29 protein-coding genes are annotated in these 15,268 nt (G+C 41.4%); all 29 read right to left on the bottom strand.

What is annotated here, in order from left to right:
* Positions 1-59: 59 nt before the first annotated feature.
* The 29 genes from L0659_RS18125 to rpsJ all read right to left on the bottom strand — a co-directional run bounded on the left by L0659_RS18125 (position 60) and on the right by rpsJ (position 15,188).
* Positions 60-1,049 (bottom strand): DNA-directed RNA polymerase subunit alpha, encoded by a 990-nt coding sequence (locus tag L0659_RS18125; RefSeq protein ID WP_026631251.1) that lies wholly within the window; start codon positions 1,047-1,049, stop codon positions 60-62.
* A gap of 124 nt (positions 1,050-1,173) precedes the next feature.
* On the bottom strand, positions 1,174-1,779 hold the full coding sequence (gene rpsD, locus L0659_RS18120; protein ID WP_026631250.1) for a 30S ribosomal protein S4: 606 nt from the start codon (positions 1,777-1,779) through the stop codon (positions 1,174-1,176).
* An 86-nt stretch (positions 1,780-1,865) separates the two neighbouring features.
* The gene (gene rpsK, locus L0659_RS18115; RefSeq protein ID WP_026631249.1) at positions 1,866-2,261 is read right to left on the bottom strand and encodes a 30S ribosomal protein S11; all 396 of its coding nucleotides are present in this window, start codon (positions 2,259-2,261) and stop codon (positions 1,866-1,868) included.
* Between the two features lie 41 nt (positions 2,262-2,302).
* Positions 2,303-2,680 carry a 30S ribosomal protein S13 gene (gene rpsM / locus L0659_RS18110; protein WP_026631248.1) on the bottom strand — a complete coding sequence of 126 codons (378 nt, stop codon included), beginning with the start codon at positions 2,678-2,680 and terminating at the stop codon, positions 2,303-2,305.
* Positions 2,681-2,685: 5 nt separating this feature from the next.
* The gene (gene ykgO, locus L0659_RS18105) at positions 2,686-2,802 is read right to left on the bottom strand and encodes a type B 50S ribosomal protein L36 (protein WP_015813811.1); all 117 of its coding nucleotides are present in this window, start codon (positions 2,800-2,802) and stop codon (positions 2,686-2,688) included.
* 41 nt (positions 2,803-2,843) lie between these two features.
* Positions 2,844-3,062 (bottom strand): translation initiation factor IF-1, encoded by a 219-nt coding sequence (infA, locus tag L0659_RS18100; protein WP_015813810.1) that lies wholly within the window; start codon positions 3,060-3,062, stop codon positions 2,844-2,846.
* A gap of 12 nt (positions 3,063-3,074) precedes the next feature.
* A complete protein-coding gene (gene map / locus L0659_RS18095; protein WP_235128009.1) occupies positions 3,075-3,872 on the bottom strand; it encodes a type I methionyl aminopeptidase in 798 nt (265 codons plus the stop codon).
* A gap of 7 nt (positions 3,873-3,879) precedes the next feature.
* On the bottom strand, positions 3,880-5,193 hold the full coding sequence (secY, locus tag L0659_RS18090; protein ID WP_235128008.1) for a preprotein translocase subunit SecY: 1,314 nt from the start codon (positions 5,191-5,193) through the stop codon (positions 3,880-3,882).
* Positions 5,194-5,253: 60 nt separating this feature from the next.
* Complete coding sequence (gene rplO, locus L0659_RS18085) at positions 5,254-5,700, bottom strand: 50S ribosomal protein L15 (RefSeq protein WP_235128007.1); 447 nt, start codon at positions 5,698-5,700, stop codon at positions 5,254-5,256.
* 13 nt (positions 5,701-5,713) lie between these two features.
* Entirely contained in the window at positions 5,714-5,893 is a 180-nt protein-coding gene (rpmD, locus tag L0659_RS18080) for a 50S ribosomal protein L30 (protein WP_082217000.1), read from the bottom strand.
* Positions 5,894-5,925: 32 nt separating this feature from the next.
* Positions 5,926-6,441: a 30S ribosomal protein S5 gene (gene rpsE / locus L0659_RS18075; RefSeq protein ID WP_026631242.1), complete on the bottom strand. Its 516-nt coding sequence runs from the start codon at positions 6,439-6,441 to the stop codon at positions 5,926-5,928.
* Positions 6,442-6,455: 14 nt separating this feature from the next.
* Positions 6,456-6,809: a 50S ribosomal protein L18 gene (rplR, locus tag L0659_RS18070; RefSeq protein WP_082217002.1), complete on the bottom strand. Its 354-nt coding sequence runs from the start codon at positions 6,807-6,809 to the stop codon at positions 6,456-6,458.
* Positions 6,810-6,852: 43 nt separating this feature from the next.
* A complete protein-coding gene (gene rplF, locus L0659_RS18065; protein WP_235128006.1) occupies positions 6,853-7,410 on the bottom strand; it encodes a 50S ribosomal protein L6 in 558 nt (185 codons plus the stop codon).
* A gap of 21 nt (positions 7,411-7,431) precedes the next feature.
* Positions 7,432-7,830 carry a 30S ribosomal protein S8 gene (gene rpsH, locus L0659_RS18060; RefSeq protein WP_026350532.1) on the bottom strand — a complete coding sequence of 133 codons (399 nt, stop codon included), beginning with the start codon at positions 7,828-7,830 and terminating at the stop codon, positions 7,432-7,434.
* Positions 7,831-7,906: 76 nt separating this feature from the next.
* A complete protein-coding gene (gene rpsN, locus L0659_RS18055) occupies positions 7,907-8,176 on the bottom strand; it encodes a 30S ribosomal protein S14 (RefSeq protein ID WP_235128005.1) in 270 nt (89 codons plus the stop codon).
* Positions 8,177-8,202: 26 nt separating this feature from the next.
* Entirely contained in the window at positions 8,203-8,763 is a 561-nt protein-coding gene (rplE, locus tag L0659_RS18050; RefSeq protein WP_026631239.1) for a 50S ribosomal protein L5, read from the bottom strand.
* A gap of 73 nt (positions 8,764-8,836) precedes the next feature.
* Complete coding sequence (rplX, locus tag L0659_RS18045; RefSeq protein ID WP_026631238.1) at positions 8,837-9,178, bottom strand: 50S ribosomal protein L24; 342 nt, start codon at positions 9,176-9,178, stop codon at positions 8,837-8,839.
* 48 nt (positions 9,179-9,226) lie between these two features.
* Positions 9,227-9,595, bottom strand: a complete 369-nt coding sequence (rplN, locus tag L0659_RS18040) for a 50S ribosomal protein L14 (protein ID WP_026631237.1) — start codon at positions 9,593-9,595, stop codon at positions 9,227-9,229.
* A gap of 2 nt (positions 9,596-9,597) precedes the next feature.
* On the bottom strand, positions 9,598-9,861 hold the full coding sequence (rpsQ, locus tag L0659_RS18035; protein ID WP_082217005.1) for a 30S ribosomal protein S17: 264 nt from the start codon (positions 9,859-9,861) through the stop codon (positions 9,598-9,600).
* Positions 9,862-9,876: 15 nt separating this feature from the next.
* Positions 9,877-10,071 (bottom strand): 50S ribosomal protein L29, encoded by a 195-nt coding sequence (rpmC, locus tag L0659_RS18030; protein ID WP_026631235.1) that lies wholly within the window; start codon positions 10,069-10,071, stop codon positions 9,877-9,879.
* A 36-nt stretch (positions 10,072-10,107) separates the two neighbouring features.
* Positions 10,108-10,539, bottom strand: a complete 432-nt coding sequence (gene rplP, locus L0659_RS18025; RefSeq protein WP_026631234.1) for a 50S ribosomal protein L16 — start codon at positions 10,537-10,539, stop codon at positions 10,108-10,110.
* Positions 10,540-10,583: 44 nt separating this feature from the next.
* Positions 10,584-11,441: a 30S ribosomal protein S3 gene (rpsC, locus tag L0659_RS18020; RefSeq protein WP_082217006.1), complete on the bottom strand. Its 858-nt coding sequence runs from the start codon at positions 11,439-11,441 to the stop codon at positions 10,584-10,586.
* 19 nt (positions 11,442-11,460) lie between these two features.
* Positions 11,461-11,850 (bottom strand): 50S ribosomal protein L22, encoded by a 390-nt coding sequence (rplV, locus tag L0659_RS18015; RefSeq protein WP_235128004.1) that lies wholly within the window; start codon positions 11,848-11,850, stop codon positions 11,461-11,463.
* Positions 11,851-11,903: 53 nt separating this feature from the next.
* On the bottom strand, positions 11,904-12,182 hold the full coding sequence (gene rpsS, locus L0659_RS18010; RefSeq protein WP_026631233.1) for a 30S ribosomal protein S19: 279 nt from the start codon (positions 12,180-12,182) through the stop codon (positions 11,904-11,906).
* 9 nt (positions 12,183-12,191) lie between these two features.
* The gene (gene rplB / locus L0659_RS18005) at positions 12,192-13,016 is read right to left on the bottom strand and encodes a 50S ribosomal protein L2 (protein ID WP_026631232.1); all 825 of its coding nucleotides are present in this window, start codon (positions 13,014-13,016) and stop codon (positions 12,192-12,194) included.
* A 41-nt stretch (positions 13,017-13,057) separates the two neighbouring features.
* On the bottom strand, positions 13,058-13,345 hold the full coding sequence (gene rplW, locus L0659_RS18000; RefSeq protein WP_025764313.1) for a 50S ribosomal protein L23: 288 nt from the start codon (positions 13,343-13,345) through the stop codon (positions 13,058-13,060).
* A gap of 2 nt (positions 13,346-13,347) precedes the next feature.
* Positions 13,348-13,977, bottom strand: a complete 630-nt coding sequence (gene rplD / locus L0659_RS17995) for a 50S ribosomal protein L4 (RefSeq protein WP_234654906.1) — start codon at positions 13,975-13,977, stop codon at positions 13,348-13,350.
* Between the two features lie 4 nt (positions 13,978-13,981).
* Positions 13,982-14,602 carry a 50S ribosomal protein L3 gene (rplC, locus tag L0659_RS17990; protein WP_233854311.1) on the bottom strand — a complete coding sequence of 207 codons (621 nt, stop codon included), beginning with the start codon at positions 14,600-14,602 and terminating at the stop codon, positions 13,982-13,984.
* 280 nt (positions 14,603-14,882) lie between these two features.
* Entirely contained in the window at positions 14,883-15,188 is a 306-nt protein-coding gene (gene rpsJ / locus L0659_RS17985) for a 30S ribosomal protein S10 (protein WP_026631228.1), read from the bottom strand.
* Between the last annotated feature and the right edge of the window lie 80 nt (positions 15,189-15,268).

Genomic DNA, 15,268 nt, shown 5'->3' with positions numbered 1-15,268 from the left:
AGTTGCTTCGAGCGGCGGCTAGCGCGCTACAGAATACAGACTTATTATGGAATTATTTATCAATCTTCGTCCAAACGATATTTGGCAACGTCCATTCCAAATGTGAGTTGTTTGTCAGCCACAAGCTGTTCCAACTCAGTAAGAGATTTTTTACCAAAATTGCGGAATTTCATCATGTCTGAAATTTCAAGTCTCACTAAATCACCAAGTGATTTAACGTCAGCTGATTTCAAACAGTTGTAAGCACGTACAGAAAGATCCAACTCAGACAATGAAGTCTTAAGCAGTTTCCTCATACGCAGCATTTCTTCATCCACCTGATTGTCTTCTTCTGCTTTCTGCTTCTCAAACGTCATTGTTTGATCAGAGAATAACATAAAGTGTTGAATCAAAATGTTTGCAGCACCTTTTAACGCATCTTCCGGATGGATAGAACCATCAGTTTGGATGTCGATCAAAAGACGCTCGTAATCTGTACGTTGTTCTACACGTGTATTTTCAACACTGTATTTAACGTTTTTAATTGGCGTATAAATAGAATCCACTGCGATGTACCCAAATGGCAATTCGTTTGCACGGGGTTCATCAGCAGGAACATATCCTCTTCCTTTGTCCAAAAGCAGTTCCATTTCAAACTCCTTCTGGTCATCAATATGGCAAATAACCTGATCTGGGTTTAAAACTTCAAATGCGTTAGTAAACTTGCCAATGTCACCCGCAGTAATAACGGATACATTTTTAAGGTTAACAACGATTCTGCTTTCGTTCAGATCAGAAACTTTTTTAAAACGAACCATTTTAAGGTTCAGGATGATTTCTGTAACATCCTCAACGATACCTTCGATAGAAGAAAATTCATGAAGCACACCAGGGAACTTCACGCTCGTAATGGCATAGCCTTCCAAAGATGAAAGAAGTATTCTACGTAATGCATTACCAATGGTTACGCCGTATCCTTTCTCTAGAGGCTTAAACTCAAACAACCCGTGAAAGTCGTCTGCTTTTTCCATGACGACCTTATCAGGCATTTGGAAAGCTAATATTGACATAGTCCTTGCTCCTTTTATAGTAGTAAATGATAGTTGATCACGCTACCGTTACCTTTGCGATCGCAAAATTGCCGTTTCCGGCCAAAAGCACGCCTGGTAAACTAGGCGTGCTGTAATGTGAAGATTATTTAGAATACAACTCAACAATAAGTTGTTCGTTGATGTTTTCAGGAATTTGTTCGCGTTCCGGGAAGGTTACGAATTTACCTGTCAATTGCTGACCATCCCACTCTAACCAGTTGAATCCTTTTGAGCTGTGACCAGCAAGGCTTTCTGAAACTGATTCTAGAGATTTAGATTTCTCACGAACTGTAACGATTTGTCCAGGACGAAGAGAATAAGAAGGGATGTTTACAATTTCACCATCAACAAGTATATGTTTGTGGGAAACGAGCTGGCGTGCAGCACGTCTTGTTGGAGCGATGCCCAAGCGGTAAACTGTATTATCAAGACGAGCTTCGCAGTATTTTAAAAGGTTTTCCCCAGTGATACCTTCTTTAACCGAAGCTTTTTCGAATAGATTACGGAATTGTCTTTCCAGAATACCGTAGATGAATTTCACCTTCTGCTTTTCCATCAATTGTAAAGCATACTCTGATTTTTTAGAGCGGCGACCCTTTCCATGAACTCCTGGAGGGTAATTTTTCTTTGCAAGGGCTTTGCTCGGGCCCATGATGGGTTCTCCGTAACGTCTTGCAATCTTTGATTTGGGACCTGTGTAACGTGCCATTAAAAACTTTTTATTTTACTTAAATAATTGAAAACCATTCTGTAACCCCAGTGTCCAAATTACGAATGGGCATTTATATTGAAATACTATACTCTCCGACGTTTTGGAGGACGGCAACCATTGTGTGGTAGCGGAGTAATATCTCTGATTGTCGTTACCTCGATTCCAGCATTCTGGATGGTACGGATTGCAGACTCACGGCCTGATCCGGGTCCCTTAACAAAAACCTCAGCTTTGCGCATTCCCAAGTCGAAAGCAACTTGTGCACAGCTTTGAGCTGCTGTCTGAGCCGCGTATGGAGTGTTCTTTTTAGAACCGCGGAAACCCATTTTACCAGCAGATCCCCATGAAATCACCTGGCCATTATTGTTGGTAATCGAGATGATAATGTTGTTGAATGAAGCTTTGATGTGCACCTGGCCCACCGACTCCACTACGACAACTCTCTTTTTTGCTTTATCTTTTCTTTTATTTTGTGCCATTGCTTATGGATAGAAATGTGGTTTTACCCACCGCTCACTGATTATTTAGTAGCCTTTTTCTTGTTCGCGATTGTTTTGCGTTTACCCTTACGAGTACGAGAGTTGTTCTTTGTCCTTTGTCCGCGCAATGGTAAACCCTTACGGTGACGAAGACCTCTGTAACAAGCGATATCCATTAAGCGCTTAATGCTCAGTTGAACTTCTGATTTAAGTGCACCTTCTACTTTATATTCACCTGCTATAACCGCACGAACCGCACCAGACTCTTCATCGTTCCAGTCAATCACCTTTTTATTGATGTCAACTCCTGCTTTTTCGAGAATTTTTTTCGCTGAACTGCGACCAATTCCGAAGATATAAGTTAGTGAGATTTCGCCCCTTTTACGGTCGGGAATATCAACTCCTGAAATACGTGCCATAATGATTAACCTTGTCTTTGTTTATACCGTGGGTTCTTCTTGTTAATAACATACACTTTACCCTTTCGGCGTATAACCTTGCAGTCCTCACTGCGTTTCTTTACTGATGCTTTGACTTTCATCTCGAATGTTACTTGTTGTTAATAATGAGGTGATCTTCTCCTTATTTGTACCGGTAAGTGATTCTTGCCTTTGATAAGTCGTAAGGAGACATTTCCAACTTAACACGGTCGCCCGGTAATATTTTTATATAGTGCATTCTCATCTTTCCTGAAATATGCGCAATAACTTCATGCTTATTTTCTAAAACCACACGAAACATTGCATTGGAAAGTGCTTCTAAAATAACTCCGTCTTGTTCGATTGATGCTTGTTTTGCCATTCGTAGCGTTAATTACATTACTTCAACCATAAGGCTGGTGTTGGCCGTCACTTTTTCTATATAATCGAATGTTGTCAGAATTTCGGCTTTGCCTTTACGGACAACAACCGTATGCTCAAAATGAGCTGAATATTTCCTGTCACTTGTTCTTATTGTCCATCCGTCACGCTCTTGCATTACCGTCTTAACGCCAAGGTTAATCATCGGCTCAATCGCAAGAACCATTCCTTCTTTCAATCGGATACCCTTTCCCCTCTTTCCATAGTTTGGCACTTCCGGGCTTTCGTGAAGATCTCTTCCTACACCATGTCCTACCAATTCCCGCACTACCGTGTATCCACGCTCTTCAACATAATTCTGAACTGCAAATCCAACATCCCCTATTCTAAGACCGTCAACTGCTTGTTCAATTCCCTTGTATAGTGACTTCTTAGTCGCAGTCAAAAGATTCATAACTTCCTGCGTTACCTCACCAACAGGGTATGTATAAGCACTGTCACTATGAAAGCCATTTAATTTAACTCCGCAATCAATCGAAACGATATCTCCTTCTTTCAATGCGTAATTTCCAGGTATTCCGTGAACAACGACTTCATTGACCGAGATACAAAGTGATGCTGGAAATTTGTTGAATCCCTTAAAAGAAGGGATGCCACCATTCTCTCTTATATATTCTTCTGCTACCGAATCGAGTTTATTTGTAGTTACACCCGGCTTAACCCATAATGCAACCTCAGCATGCGCTTTACCTAAAACCTGCGCACTCTGCTTAATTAGATCAATCTCCTCCTCCGTTTTTAAATAAATCATTGCAATATCAAATGGCGACGCTCTCAGTTCTGCCAGTTACACGACCAGATTTCATCAATCCTTCGTATCTGCGCATCAGAAGGTAACTTTCGATTTGTTGAAGCGTATCCAAAACAACGCCAACCATAATAAGCAAGGATGTTCCTCCGAAGAAGTGGGCAAAGTCAGTAGAAACACCTAACAAACTCGCAAACGCAGGCAATATCGCAACAAGAGCAAGCATCAAAGAGCCTGGAAATGTAATCCTATCGAGTATTGAACTAATGTATTCGGATGTCTGCTGACCAGGCTTTACCCCAGGGATAAACCCACCACCCCTCTTCATATCGTCAGCAATCTGCTGCGGATTTACCGATATAGCGGTATAGAAGAAAGTAAATACAATGATTAAAAACGCAAACAGTAAGTTGTATTGCCAAGTGGTATAGTTTGCAAAAATCGTAGCAACATTACTGGCGAAATCACTCTTCTCTGCAAAATAAGACGCACCTAATGATGGTATAAACATTAAAGCCTGAGCGAAAATGATAGGCATTACACCAGCCGCATTCAGTTTTAAGGGCAAATATTGACGTTGTCCACCCATAACGCGACTTCCAACAACCTGCTTTGCATATTGAATTGGAATCCGACGTACAGCCTGGGTCAACATAACCGCACCCATTATCACAAAATACAGCGCTACAATCTCAAGTACCGTTAACAAAATTTGACCACTACCACGTGACACAAATTCCTTGTAAATCGCTCCCGGGAATCTTGAAACAATACCGATCATGATCAACATCGAAATTCCGTTACCTATACCCTTATCTGTAATTCTCTCTCCCAACCACATGCAGAACATAGTTCCAGCAGTCAAAACGAAGACAGACGATATGGAAAACAGACTTCTTGACACTAACAAAGCCTCATCAGGAACAGTCGTATTAAGATATGCGGTGCCCTGAACTAACGTGACCACTATTGTCAACACCCGGGTTATCTGGTTCAACTTCTTGCGACCAGATTCTCCTTCTTTCTGCATCTTCTGAAAATACGGCAAAGCCATCGTCAGAAGCTGTATGGCAATAGAAGCCGAGATATAGGGCATGATACCCAACGCAAAAATCGAAGCCTTACTGAATGCCCCTCCTAAAAAGGTATCCAGAAGGCCTAACAGTCCCTGAGTGGAAACATTCATTTGATCCGGTTCAACGCCGGGCAAAGCCACGTAAGACCCCAAACGGAAAATCGTTATAAACAAAAGAGTGTTGAGAATTCGCGTTCTCAACTCTTCAATTGCAAATATGTGTTTTATAGTCTCTAAAAATCGTTTCATGTCGTGGGCTTACATTAGCTATTTGTTATAAACAACTTGTGCTTAACGCAAACAGCAAAATTATAGTTTAACCGCTTTGCCGCCTGCCTTCTCAATTGCTTCGATAGCTGATGCAGAGAATGCGTTTGCCTGAACCTCAATTGCGATTGACACTTGACCCCTATTAAGGATTTTAACAAGATCTTTCTTCGCAGATAAACCATTTTCGCGAATCAGATCTAATGTGATAACCGAGGCACTGGTCTTCTCCGCCAAAGCTTGGATTGCATCCAAATTCAGCGCTTTGTATTCTACTCGGTTGATATTGTTAAAACCAAATTTAGGTAAACGTCTTTGAAGCGGCATTTGACCACCCTCAAAACCCACCTTCCGGCTATAACCCGAACGAGATTGAGCTCCTTTATGTCCACGTGCAGCTGTTCCCCCTTTTCCAGAGCCCTGACCACGTCCAACTCTTTTTCCTGTCTTAACAGAGCCAACAGCCGGTTTTAATGAACTAAGATTCATACTATAATATTTTTTAAATTTCTTCTACTTTAACCAGGTGGCTTACCTTGCGGATCATACCAGCAATGGCTTCGCTATTTTCCTTCTCAACCGTCCTATTCAACTTACCTAGGCCTAACGCCTTAATAGTAAGCTTTTGTCTTTCAGGACGATCGATTGTGCTTTTAACTTGTGTAATACGTACTTTTGACATGATCACTCAGAGATAAAGGAATAGTTCAAGAACTACCCGTTGAATACTTTGTCCAATTTAACACCGCGCTGAAAAGCAACCTGATGGGGAGCTCTCATCTTCAATAAAGCATCAATAGTCGCTTTAATTACGTTGTGAGGATTTGAAGATCCTTTAGACTTTGCAAGTACATCTTTAATCCCAGCACTCTCAAGTACTGCACGCATTGGTCCACCAGCAAGTACTCCGGTTCCAGGTGCTGCAGGTTTGATCAATACAAAACCTCCGCTGAACTTACCTTCCATCTGATGTGGAACAGTGTGCTTAAGCATTGGAACTTGAATTAAATTCTTTTTCGCATCATCAATACCCTTTGCAATGGCATCAGTAACTTCGTTTGCCTTGCCAAGCCCGTATCCAACAACACCATTTCCATCTCCCACCACAACGATAGCCGAAAAGCTAAAACGACGACCACCCTTTACTACTTTTGCTACCCGATTGATCGCAACTACGCGTTCTTTCAAGTCCGATTCGTTAACCTTTGAAGGTTTTGTATTTGTAGACATAGTCTTTGTTATACTTAGAATTTCAGGCCACCCTCACGAGCTCCTTCGGCCAATGCTTTTACTTTACCATGATACAAATATCCATTTCTGTCAAAAACTACAGTTTGAATACCTGCTTCTTGTGCCTTTTCAGCAATCTTTTTACCAACCTGGAGAGCAGTATCAACGTTAGAGTTTTCCTTCCTTCCACCAAGGTCTACTGATGATGCGCTCGCAAGCGTAACACCATTTATGTCATCTATTATCTGCGCATAAATGCTGGTGTTAGAGCGGAAAACCGATAATCTGGGACGCTCTGAACTACCTTTCACTTTCTTGCGAATGTGATATTTAAGGCGTTGTCTTCTATCTGCTTTTGCGGTAGCCATTTTCAAACTTGTCTTACTTGTTATAAACTAATTCCGTGACTTACTACTTTTTAGAAGCAGACTTGCCAGCCTTACGACGAACAACCTCACCAACAAAACGAATCCCTTTTCCTTTGTAAGGTTCAACCTTACGCAATGATTTGATTTTCGCAGCAACTGATCCAATCAGTTCCTTGTCAATACCTTCTAAAATAACCTTAGGGTTTTGTCCCTTTTCGGAAGTCGTTGTAAGCTTAATCTCTTCCGGAATAGCCATAAAAATATTGTGAGAATAACCTAATTGCAATTCCAGCACATTGTTTGCTGCACTTGCCTTGTAACCCACACCAATAATCTCTAACTCTTTCTTGTATCCGGCATCCACTCCGATCACCATGTTGTTGATCAGAGATCTATACAAACCGTGAAGTGCTTTGTGGCGCTTCTGTTCAGTTGGACGACTTACCTTAAGTTCACTACCTTCAATTTCAACGCTGATATCGCTATCAACTGTTTGATATAGTGTTCCTTTCGGTCCTTTTACTGACACTACATTACCTTCTGCAACTGATACAGAAACTCCTGCAGGCAAAACGATAATTTTATTTCCTATACGTGACATTTCCTGAATAACTTTTAAATATTAATACACGAAACATAACACTTCCCCGCCAACATTAAGCGTTTTAGCTTCCTTGTCAGTCATAACACCCTTAGAGGTTGAAATGATAACAGTTCCTAAACCACCCAATACGCGTGGTAATGTTGATGAACCTGAATATTTACGAAGTCCAGGCTTACTAACCCTCTCCAATTTCACAATTGCAGATTGCTTTGTCACAGGATTGTATTTCAAAGCTATTTTGATTACACCCTGAGGACCTACTTCGTCAAATTTATAACTCTGAATATACCCTTTATCAAAAAGTACTTTAGTTATTTCTTTTTTTATGTTGGATGCAGGTATCTCAACAACCCTGTGCTTCGCTTTGATAGCGTTTCTGAGTCTCGTCAGATAATCTGCTATGGGATCCGTTAACATTTTTATGCCTAGTTTAAACACCCCTTTGAAACGGGAGTGCAAAGTTAAGTAATTGAAATCAGAATTGAAAGTATTCTTACCAACTTGATTTTGTAACACCCGGAATCTTGCCGTCAGACGCCATATCCCGGAACATAACTCTGGAAATTCCGAATTTCCGCATATAACCCCGAGGCCTTCCCGTGATTTTGCACCTGTTATGCAAACGAACAGGAGAAGAGTTACGTGGTAATTTATCCAAACCAACCCAATCACCCGCAGCTTTCAACTTTGTACGCTTTTCAGCAAACTTAGCTACTAAGGCTTCTCTTTTTCTCTCCCGTGCTTTAACTGATTCTTTTGCCATTGTCGGTAAATATCTTATATTAAGAATTATCCTTGTTTGTTCGCATTTGTAAATGGCATACCCAGTGCCTTCAACAGCTCATAACTTTCTTCGTCAGAATTAGTTGAAGTGACAAATGTGATATCCATACCAGTGATTTTATTCACCTTTTCTATACTAATCTCAGGAAAAATGATTTGCTCTTTAACACCAAACGTATAGTTTCCGCGTCCGTCAAATCCTTTATCACTGATACCTTTGAAGTCTCTTACACGGGGCATTGCAATCGCAGTCAAACGATCAAGGAACTCATACATGCGATCACCACGAAGTGTAACCTTTGCTCCAATCGGCATGTTTTCACGCAACTTGAAGTTCGACACCGCTTTCTTAGAAATTGTAGCAATTGCTTTTTGACCAGTAATCTGGCTCAATTCCTCAACACCAGTATCAACCAGTTTCTTATCTGCTACTGCTGCTCCAATTCCTTTGTTGATGACAATCTTGGTCAAACGAGGAACTTGCATCACTGACTTGTACTGAAATTTATCTTTCAGCTGCGAAACAACTTCGCTTACATACTTTTCTTTTAATCTCGGCTGTGCCATCTTTTTGAAGATATTATTGTGGATTACCGACCCACCGTTTATATTCTATTCCAGGTTCTAAATGAACAGGGAATTACAAAATATTTCCTGTCTTTTTCGAAAAACGCTGCAGCTTTCCTTTATCATCTGCCTTGCGCCCAGTTCTGGTTGCTTCGCCGGTTTTAGGATCAACTACCATTAGGTTACTAATGTGAATTGCACCTTCACGCTTTTCAATGCTTCCTTGTGGAGTTTGTGCATTTGGCTTAACATGTTTTGTGATCATGTTTACACCTTCAACAACAGCTCTAAGCTTTTCAATATCCACTTTCTTGATAACACCAGTCTCACCTTTTGCATTGCCTGAGATTACCTTAACGGTATCCCCGGTGCGAATGTGCAACTTAGCTGGTGCCTTTTTATTTTTGCTTTCCATTTTAGATATTCTCTTATCAGTTCAAAGAAATACTAGAGTTTCGATTTCTTACAACACCTCAGGTGCCAATGAAACGATCTTCATGAATTGCTTTTCGCGCAATTCCCTTGCAACCGGTCCAAAGATACGAGTACCACGTGGCTCGTCGTTGTTGTTTAACAAAACAGCTGCGTTATCTTCAAATCTGATGTAGGTTCCATCCTTACGGCGTACTTCTTTTTTTGTACGAACCACAACGGCTTTTGAAACCGTTCCTTTTTTCATATTGCTCGAAGAAAGAGCTGATTTTACTGTTACGACGATTTTATCGCCTACTGAGGCATAGCGTTTGCCAGTTCCGCCAAGTACACGAATTACGAGTACTTCCTTCGCTCCACTGTTGTCTGCTACCGACAGTCTTGATTCTTGCTGTACCATTGTTACTTAGCTCTTTCAAGGATTTCTACTAATCTCCAACGCTTATTCTTACTAAGCGGACGTGTTTCCATCACGCGGATCGTATCACCGATTCCAACCTGATTGGTTTCGTCATGCACCATAAGCTTGGTAGTTTTAGTCATAAACTTACCATACTTGGCATGCTTCACTTTACGCTCCACAGTGATCACGCAGGATTTCTCCATTTTGTTGCTCACTACTTTGCCAACTCTTTCTTTACGTAAATTTCTTTCTGTTGCCTCCATAATTTCTAAACTGATTTACTGTTGGTTACTTTTAGCCGACAGCTCGGTTAAGAGTTTTGCAATTTCCTTACGCGAGGTACGAATACGCAAAGGGTTCTCAATAGGTGAAATCGCGTGAGCGAATTTCAATCGCAATAAGCGCTCCCGCTCCTGAGCAATCTGCTCTTTAAGCTGATCTTGCGACAGATCTTTTATTTCTTTACTAGTCATTGCTTTAAATAATTAGCGTTCTAAATAACATTCGGGTTAGTTCGCTTCCTGATAATCCCGACGTACAACGAACTTGGTTTTAATTGGCAACTTCTGTGCAGCCAAACGCAATGCTTCGTTAGCGGTATCTAATGTAACACCAGTTGCTTCGAAGATGATTGTTCCTGGCTTAACCGGTGCAACCCAATATTCAGGAGCTCCTTTACCTTTACCCATACGAACTTCCGCGGGCTTTTTGGTAATTGGCTTGTCAGGGAAAACACGGATCCATACTTGACCTTCGCGTTTCATTGCACGAGTTACTGAAATACGTGCAGCTTCAATTTGACGTGCAGTCAACCAACCTGGTTCAAGCGCCTTAATAGCAAAAGAACCAAATGCGATTTCATGTCCGCGAGTAGCCAAACCATTGTATGAGCCCTTGCCTTTTTGTTGCTTGCGAAATTTTGTCCTTTTCGGCTGTAACATGATCTTAATCTATTTGAACCGGTGCATTACCGGAAAATGTCGGATTACTTCTTCTTATTCCTATTGTTGTTGTTGCCACCGCCGCTGTTATTGCGTTTACGACGATCTGCTTCGCTTCCGCCACCACCGCCTTCTCCACGAGGTGCTCCACCATCACGGCCACCGCCTCTGCGATCTCTGCCACCACGGTCATTGCCGCCACGATCATTTCCGCCTGATGCGCTTCTTTCTGCTCTATCAGATGCAGCTGTTGCAGCACTAGGTGTCAAATCTCTCTTACCGTAAAGCTCTCCTTTGAAGATCCAAACTTTAATACCGATTTTACCGTAGATTGTTTGTGCTTCTGAGATTGCGTAATCAATATCAGCTCTCAAAGTGTGAAGAGGAATTCTTCCTTCTTTGTACTCCTCAGTACGCGCCATTTCAGCTCCACCAAGACGTCCAGCAAGACGAATTTTGATTCCTTGTGTTCCAACGCGCATTGCAGAAGCGATTGATTGCTTCATTGCTCTACGATATGAAATACGAGCTTGAAGTTGTTGAGCGATTGCCTCGCCTACCAATTTCGCATCGATCTCAGGACGTTTGATCTCGTAAATGTTGATCTGAACGTCTTTACCGGTGATCTTTTTAAGCTCTTCTTTGATTTTATCAACCTCGCTACCACCTTTACCAATTACAATACCCGGACGAGCAGTGTGGATTGTCAATGTGATACGTTTTAATGTTCTTTCGATAACTACTTTTGAGATCGATCCTTTTGGGATACGTGCTTTGATGTAGTTACGGATTTTTTCGTCTTCAACTAATTTATCAGAGAAGTCTTTTCCTCCATACCAACTTGACTCCCATCCTCTAACAATTCCTAGTCTCAGACCTATAGGATTAACCTTTTGTCCCATTCGATATAGATCGTTTTACTTATGATTCGGTGATTACTGATTCTTTGTCTGCGCTTTCGATAGAAGCAGAAGCATCGTCAATCACGATTGTGATGTGGTTCGAACGCTTACGGATTCTATGTGCTCTTCCTTGCGGTGCAGGGCGCAAACGCTTTAACATACGTCCACCGTCAATAAATACGGTTTTGACAATAAGATCAGCGTCCTCCAGCTTCGCATCTTCATTCAGTTGTTGCCAGTTAGCAACTGCAGAAAGTAAAACTTTATGCAAAACCGGTGAAGAAGCTCTCGGTTGAAACTTTAATAGTGCCAACGCCTTGCTGACCTTTTGTCCGCGAATCATGTCGGCTACTAACCTCATTTTGCGAGGAGAAGTAGGCACATCTTTTAATATAGCTCTTGCTTCCATGTTCTTTCAGATATAGGCTCGTTCCTGTGACAGAACCAGCTATCGTCGACTAATTATTTTCTACCTTTATCTTTTTTTGCTGTGTGGCCACGGAAGTTACGTGTAGGAGAAAATTCTCCCAGTTTGTGACCAACCATATTTTCAGTTACATAAACCGGAATAAACTTGTTTCCGTTATGCACTGCGAATGTATGCCCGATAAAATCCGGCGATATCATTGAGCGTCGTGACCAGGTTTTGATTACTGATTTCCGAGAGGCGCTGTTCATCACAGTCACTTTATTCTCAAGACGAAAATCGATATATGGTCCTTTTTTTAATGAGCGTGCCATGTTATACTATTATTTTTTACGACGGCTGATAATCAATTTCTCAGAATGCTTGTTGCGATCACGAGTTTTAAGTCCTTTAGAGAACTGTCCGTTTCTAGATCTAGGCTGGCCCCCTGATGAGCGACCTTCACCACCACCCATTGGGTGATCGACTGGGTTCATCGCAACACCACGAACGCGTGGACGACGACCTAACCAACGACGACGACCTGCTTTTCCTAATGCCACATTCATATGACTTGCATTAGAAACTGTTCCAACTGTTGCGATACAAGTAGAAAGTATCATACGCATTTCGCCAGAAGGCATTTTTAATACTGCGTATTTTCCTTCTCTCGCTACAAGCTGAGCATAAGCGCCTGCGCTACGTGCAAACTGACCACCTTTACCAGGAGTCAATTCGATATTGTGAACAATTGTACCAATTGGCATAGAACCTAATGGAAGCGCATTACCAACTTCCGGTGCTACTGAACTGCCTGAAACAATTACTTGTCCCACTTTCAGTCCGTTTGGTGCAATTACATATCTCTTTTCTTCATCTTCAAACTGCACCAACGCAATACGCGCTGAACGGTTTGGATCGTATTCAATTGAAATTACTGTGGCTGGCGCATCGAAACGATTTCTCTTGAAATCAATAACACGATACTTTCTTTTATGCCCGCCACCTATATGGCGCATGGTTCTGTGTCCCTGGCTATTACGACCACCTGTTCTTTTGATGGTTTCCAGAAGACTCTTTTCAGGTTTCGCCGTTGTGATCTCCTCGAATGTAGGAGCGGAGCGGAAACGCTGACCAGCACTTGTCGGTTTTAATTTTTTAACTGCCATTTGCTATTAACTCGTCAAAGATTTGAATCGCTCAACTATTCTTATGCTTCACCGTAGATATCGATGATTTCACCTTCAGCCACTGTTACAATAGCCTTTTTGATAGTTGAAGTTTTTCCACTTACAAACTTACCACCCGATGTACGGGATTTGCTTTTTCCAATGCTGCGCATTGTATGAACGCTTTCTACGGTAACCCCGAACAGTTTCTCAATAGCCTTTTTGATCTCTACTTTATTAGAAGTTAGGGACACTTCGAAGGCATATTTTCCTTGACCACCCTGAGCCGTTACCTTTTCGGTTATAATCGGACGTTTCAGTACACTCATGATTATTTGTTCAATTGGGTTTCCAAAATAGACAGAGCAGATTCACTTATCAAAAGACGGTCTGCATACATCAGGTCATACGTGTTGACCGCGTCCACTGTCGTAACTTTTGCTTTTGGAATGTTACGGCTTGACAGATAGACATTGCTGTCAACAGATGGAAGAATTAGTAACGTTTTTGTATTCACTAATGCTAGTGAGTTCAAAACATTCAGATAAGATTTAGTTTTTGGCGCATCAAATGTGAATGCTTCCAGAACAGAGATCGAATCAGACTGAGCTTTCACAGAGAAAGCTGACTTACGAGCCAATGACTTAACTTTCTTGTTGATTTTAAAACCGTAATCACGAGGTCTTGGACCGAAAATACGACCACCACCTATGAACACCGGAGATTTAATGCTACCAGCACGAGCTCCGCCTGTTCCTTTTTGACGTTTGATTTTACGAGTAGAGTGATTAATCTCTGCACGTTCTTTTGATTTGTGCGTTCCCTGACGTTGGTTAGCCAAGTACAACTTCACATCGAGATAGATCGCGTGCGTGTTAGGTTCGATGCCAAAAATTTCTTCAGACACACTTACCTTCTTGCCGGTATCTTCTCCTTTTATATTTAATACGGACAGTTCCATCGTGCTACTTCTCAATGATTAGAAATGAATTCTTTGAACCAGGTACTGAGCCACTAACAACCAAAAGGTTTTGCTCAGGGATCACTTTCAGAATACGTAAATTCTGAATTTTTACACGATTGTTACCCATGCGTCCACCCATACGAATGCCTTTAAATACACGTGATGGGAATGAACAAGCACCAATCGAACCTGGGTGACGCGCTCTGTTGTGCTGACCGTGAGTCTGACCACCTACCCCTGCGAAACCATGGCGTTTTACAACACCTTGAAAACCGCGGCCTTTGGCAGAACCAACAACGTCAACAAACTCGCCTTCTTCAAAGATATCCGTTACAGATAATGAAGTTCCAAGTTCATGCTCCACTTCAAATTCCTTAAACTCAACCACTTTTTGTTTGGGAGTTGTGTTGGCTTTCTTGAAGTGGCCAATCATCGGCTGTGAAGAGCTTTTTTCTTTTTTCTCTCCAAAACCTAACTGAATAGCTTTATAGCCATCCTTTTCTTCGGACCTAACTTGTGTAACAACACAAGGACCAGCTTGAATCACAGTACATGCCAGAGCCTGCCCGTCAGCATTGTACAAACTAGTCATTCCGATTTTCTTACCAATTAAACCAGACATGTTTTGAAATTAAAATTAGCAGGTAAAACCCTTATTCTTTAAAACGGACTGCAAAGGTAGCAAATCAAATTCCCTTATCCAACAGTGAAATAATATTTCTCGCTGATAATCAGCAAAAAAGGTCAGATGATTTGAACCATCTGACCTCGAATTCTGATAACCGACGAATTGTGCAAATATGCACCAACATTCAACTGTTTTCTTGAGCTCAGATGTGGTTTCCGAAAACGGACCTTCATCCAATTTATATCTTTGGCTTAACTGAATAAGCCCTTATTTACTAAACTTTGATCTCTACATCAACACCGCTTGGCAATTCAAGCTTCATCAAAGCGTCAACTGTTTTTGCGCTTGTAGAGAAAATGTCTACCAGACGTTTGTAAGTACAAAGTTGGAATTGTTCACGTGATTTCTTGTTAACGTGTGGAGAACGAAGAACCGTGAATTTCTCAGTTTTTGTTGGCAAAGGAATTGGTCCACTAACAATAGCGCCAGTTGCTTTTACAGCCTTTACAATTTTCTCCGCTGATTTGTCAACCAAATTATGGTCAAAAGAGCGAAGTTTGATACGGATTTTTTGATTCATTTTGCTTTATTATTTCCGGTTCTGAGAATATTTGAACGAAACAAGTTTCGACAATCCACCAGCGAAAGAACCATTTACTT

Source organism: Dyadobacter sp. CY347 (assembly GCF_021502655.1).
In the GTDB taxonomy this organism is placed as follows: Bacteria; Bacteroidota; Bacteroidia; order Cytophagales; family Spirosomataceae; genus Dyadobacter.
This window is presented reverse-complemented; position numbering and strand designations above follow the sequence as displayed.

Bases quoted from the DNA above. Each gene is read 5' to 3' on its own strand.
- rplX (WP_026631238.1), bottom strand. From the start codon at position 9,178: ATGGAAAGCAAAAATAAAAAGGCACCAGCTAAGTTGCACATTCGCACC.
- rplE (WP_026631239.1), bottom strand. From the start codon at position 8,763: ATGGCACAGCCGAGATTAAAAGAAAAGTATGTAAGCGAAGTTGTTTCG.
- rplD (WP_234654906.1), bottom strand. From the start codon at position 13,977: ATGGAACTGTCCGTATTAAATATAAAAGGAGAAGATACCGGCAAGAAG.
- rplP (WP_026631234.1), bottom strand. From the start codon at position 10,539: ATGTTACAGCCGAAAAGGACAAAATTTCGCAAGCAACAAAAAGGCAAG.
- map (WP_235128009.1), bottom strand. From the start codon at position 3,872: ATGATTTATTTAAAAACGGAGGAGGAGATTGATCTAATTAAGCAGAGT.
- rplF (WP_235128006.1), bottom strand. From the start codon at position 7,410: ATGTCACGTATAGGAAATAAAATTATCGTTTTGCCTGCAGGAGTTTCT.
- rpsC (WP_082217006.1), bottom strand. From the start codon at position 11,441: ATGGGACAAAAGGTTAATCCTATAGGTCTGAGACTAGGAATTGTTAGA.
- rplV (WP_235128004.1), bottom strand. From the start codon at position 11,850: ATGGAAGCAAGAGCTATATTAAAAGATGTGCCTACTTCTCCTCGCAAA.
- rpmC (WP_026631235.1), bottom strand. From the start codon at position 10,071: ATGACTAGTAAAGAAATAAAAGATCTGTCGCAAGATCAGCTTAAAGAG.
- ykgO (WP_015813811.1), bottom strand. From the start codon at position 2,802: ATGAAAGTCAAAGCATCAGTAAAGAAACGCAGTGAGGACTGCAAGGTT.
- rplC (WP_233854311.1), bottom strand. From the start codon at position 14,602: ATGTCTGGTTTAATTGGTAAGAAAATCGGAATGACTAGTTTGTACAAT.
- rpmD (WP_082217000.1), bottom strand. From the start codon at position 5,893: ATGTCAAAAGTACGTATTACACAAGTTAAAAGCACAATCGATCGTCCT.
- infA (WP_015813810.1), bottom strand. From the start codon at position 3,062: ATGGCAAAACAAGCATCAATCGAACAAGACGGAGTTATTTTAGAAGCA.
- rplB (WP_026631232.1), bottom strand. From the start codon at position 13,016: ATGGCAGTTAAAAAATTAAAACCGACAAGTGCTGGTCAGCGTTTCCGC.
- rplW (WP_025764313.1), bottom strand. From the start codon at position 13,345: ATGAGTGTACTGAAACGTCCGATTATAACCGAAAAGGTAACGGCTCAG.
- rpsN (WP_235128005.1), bottom strand. From the start codon at position 8,176: ATGGCAAAAGAATCAGTTAAAGCACGGGAGAGAAAAAGAGAAGCCTTA.
- rplN (WP_026631237.1), bottom strand. From the start codon at position 9,595: ATGGTACAGCAAGAATCAAGACTGTCGGTAGCAGACAACAGTGGAGCG.
- rpsJ (WP_026631228.1), bottom strand. From the start codon at position 15,188: ATGAATCAAAAAATCCGTATCAAACTTCGCTCTTTTGACCATAATTTG.
- secY (WP_235128008.1), bottom strand. From the start codon at position 5,193: ATGAAACGATTTTTAGAGACTATAAAACACATATTTGCAATTGAAGAG.
- rpsH (WP_026350532.1), bottom strand. From the start codon at position 7,830: ATGTTAACGGATCCCATAGCAGATTATCTGACGAGACTCAGAAACGCT.
- rpsQ (WP_082217005.1), bottom strand. From the start codon at position 9,861: ATGGAGGCAACAGAAAGAAATTTACGTAAAGAAAGAGTTGGCAAAGTA.
- rpsM (WP_026631248.1), bottom strand. From the start codon at position 2,680: ATGGCACGTATTTCAGGAGTTGATATTCCCGACCGTAAAAGGGGCGAA.
- rpsS (WP_026631233.1), bottom strand. From the start codon at position 12,182: ATGGCACGCTCATTAAAAAAAGGACCATATATCGATTTTCGTCTTGAG.
- rpsE (WP_026631242.1), bottom strand. From the start codon at position 6,441: ATGTCTACAAATACAAAACCTTCAAAGGTTAACGAATCGGACTTGAAA.
- rplO (WP_235128007.1), bottom strand. From the start codon at position 5,700: ATGAATCTTAGTTCATTAAAACCGGCTGTTGGCTCTGTTAAGACAGGA.
- L0659_RS18125 (WP_026631251.1), bottom strand. From the start codon at position 1,049: ATGTCAATATTAGCTTTCCAAATGCCTGATAAGGTCGTCATGGAAAAA.
- rplR (WP_082217002.1), bottom strand. From the start codon at position 6,809: ATGGCTACCGCAAAAGCAGATAGAAGACAACGCCTTAAATATCACATT.
- rpsK (WP_026631249.1), bottom strand. From the start codon at position 2,261: ATGGCACAAAATAAAAGAAAAGATAAAGCAAAAAAGAGAGTTGTCGTA.
- rpsD (WP_026631250.1), bottom strand. From the start codon at position 1,779: ATGGCACGTTACACAGGTCCCAAATCAAAGATTGCAAGACGTTACGGA.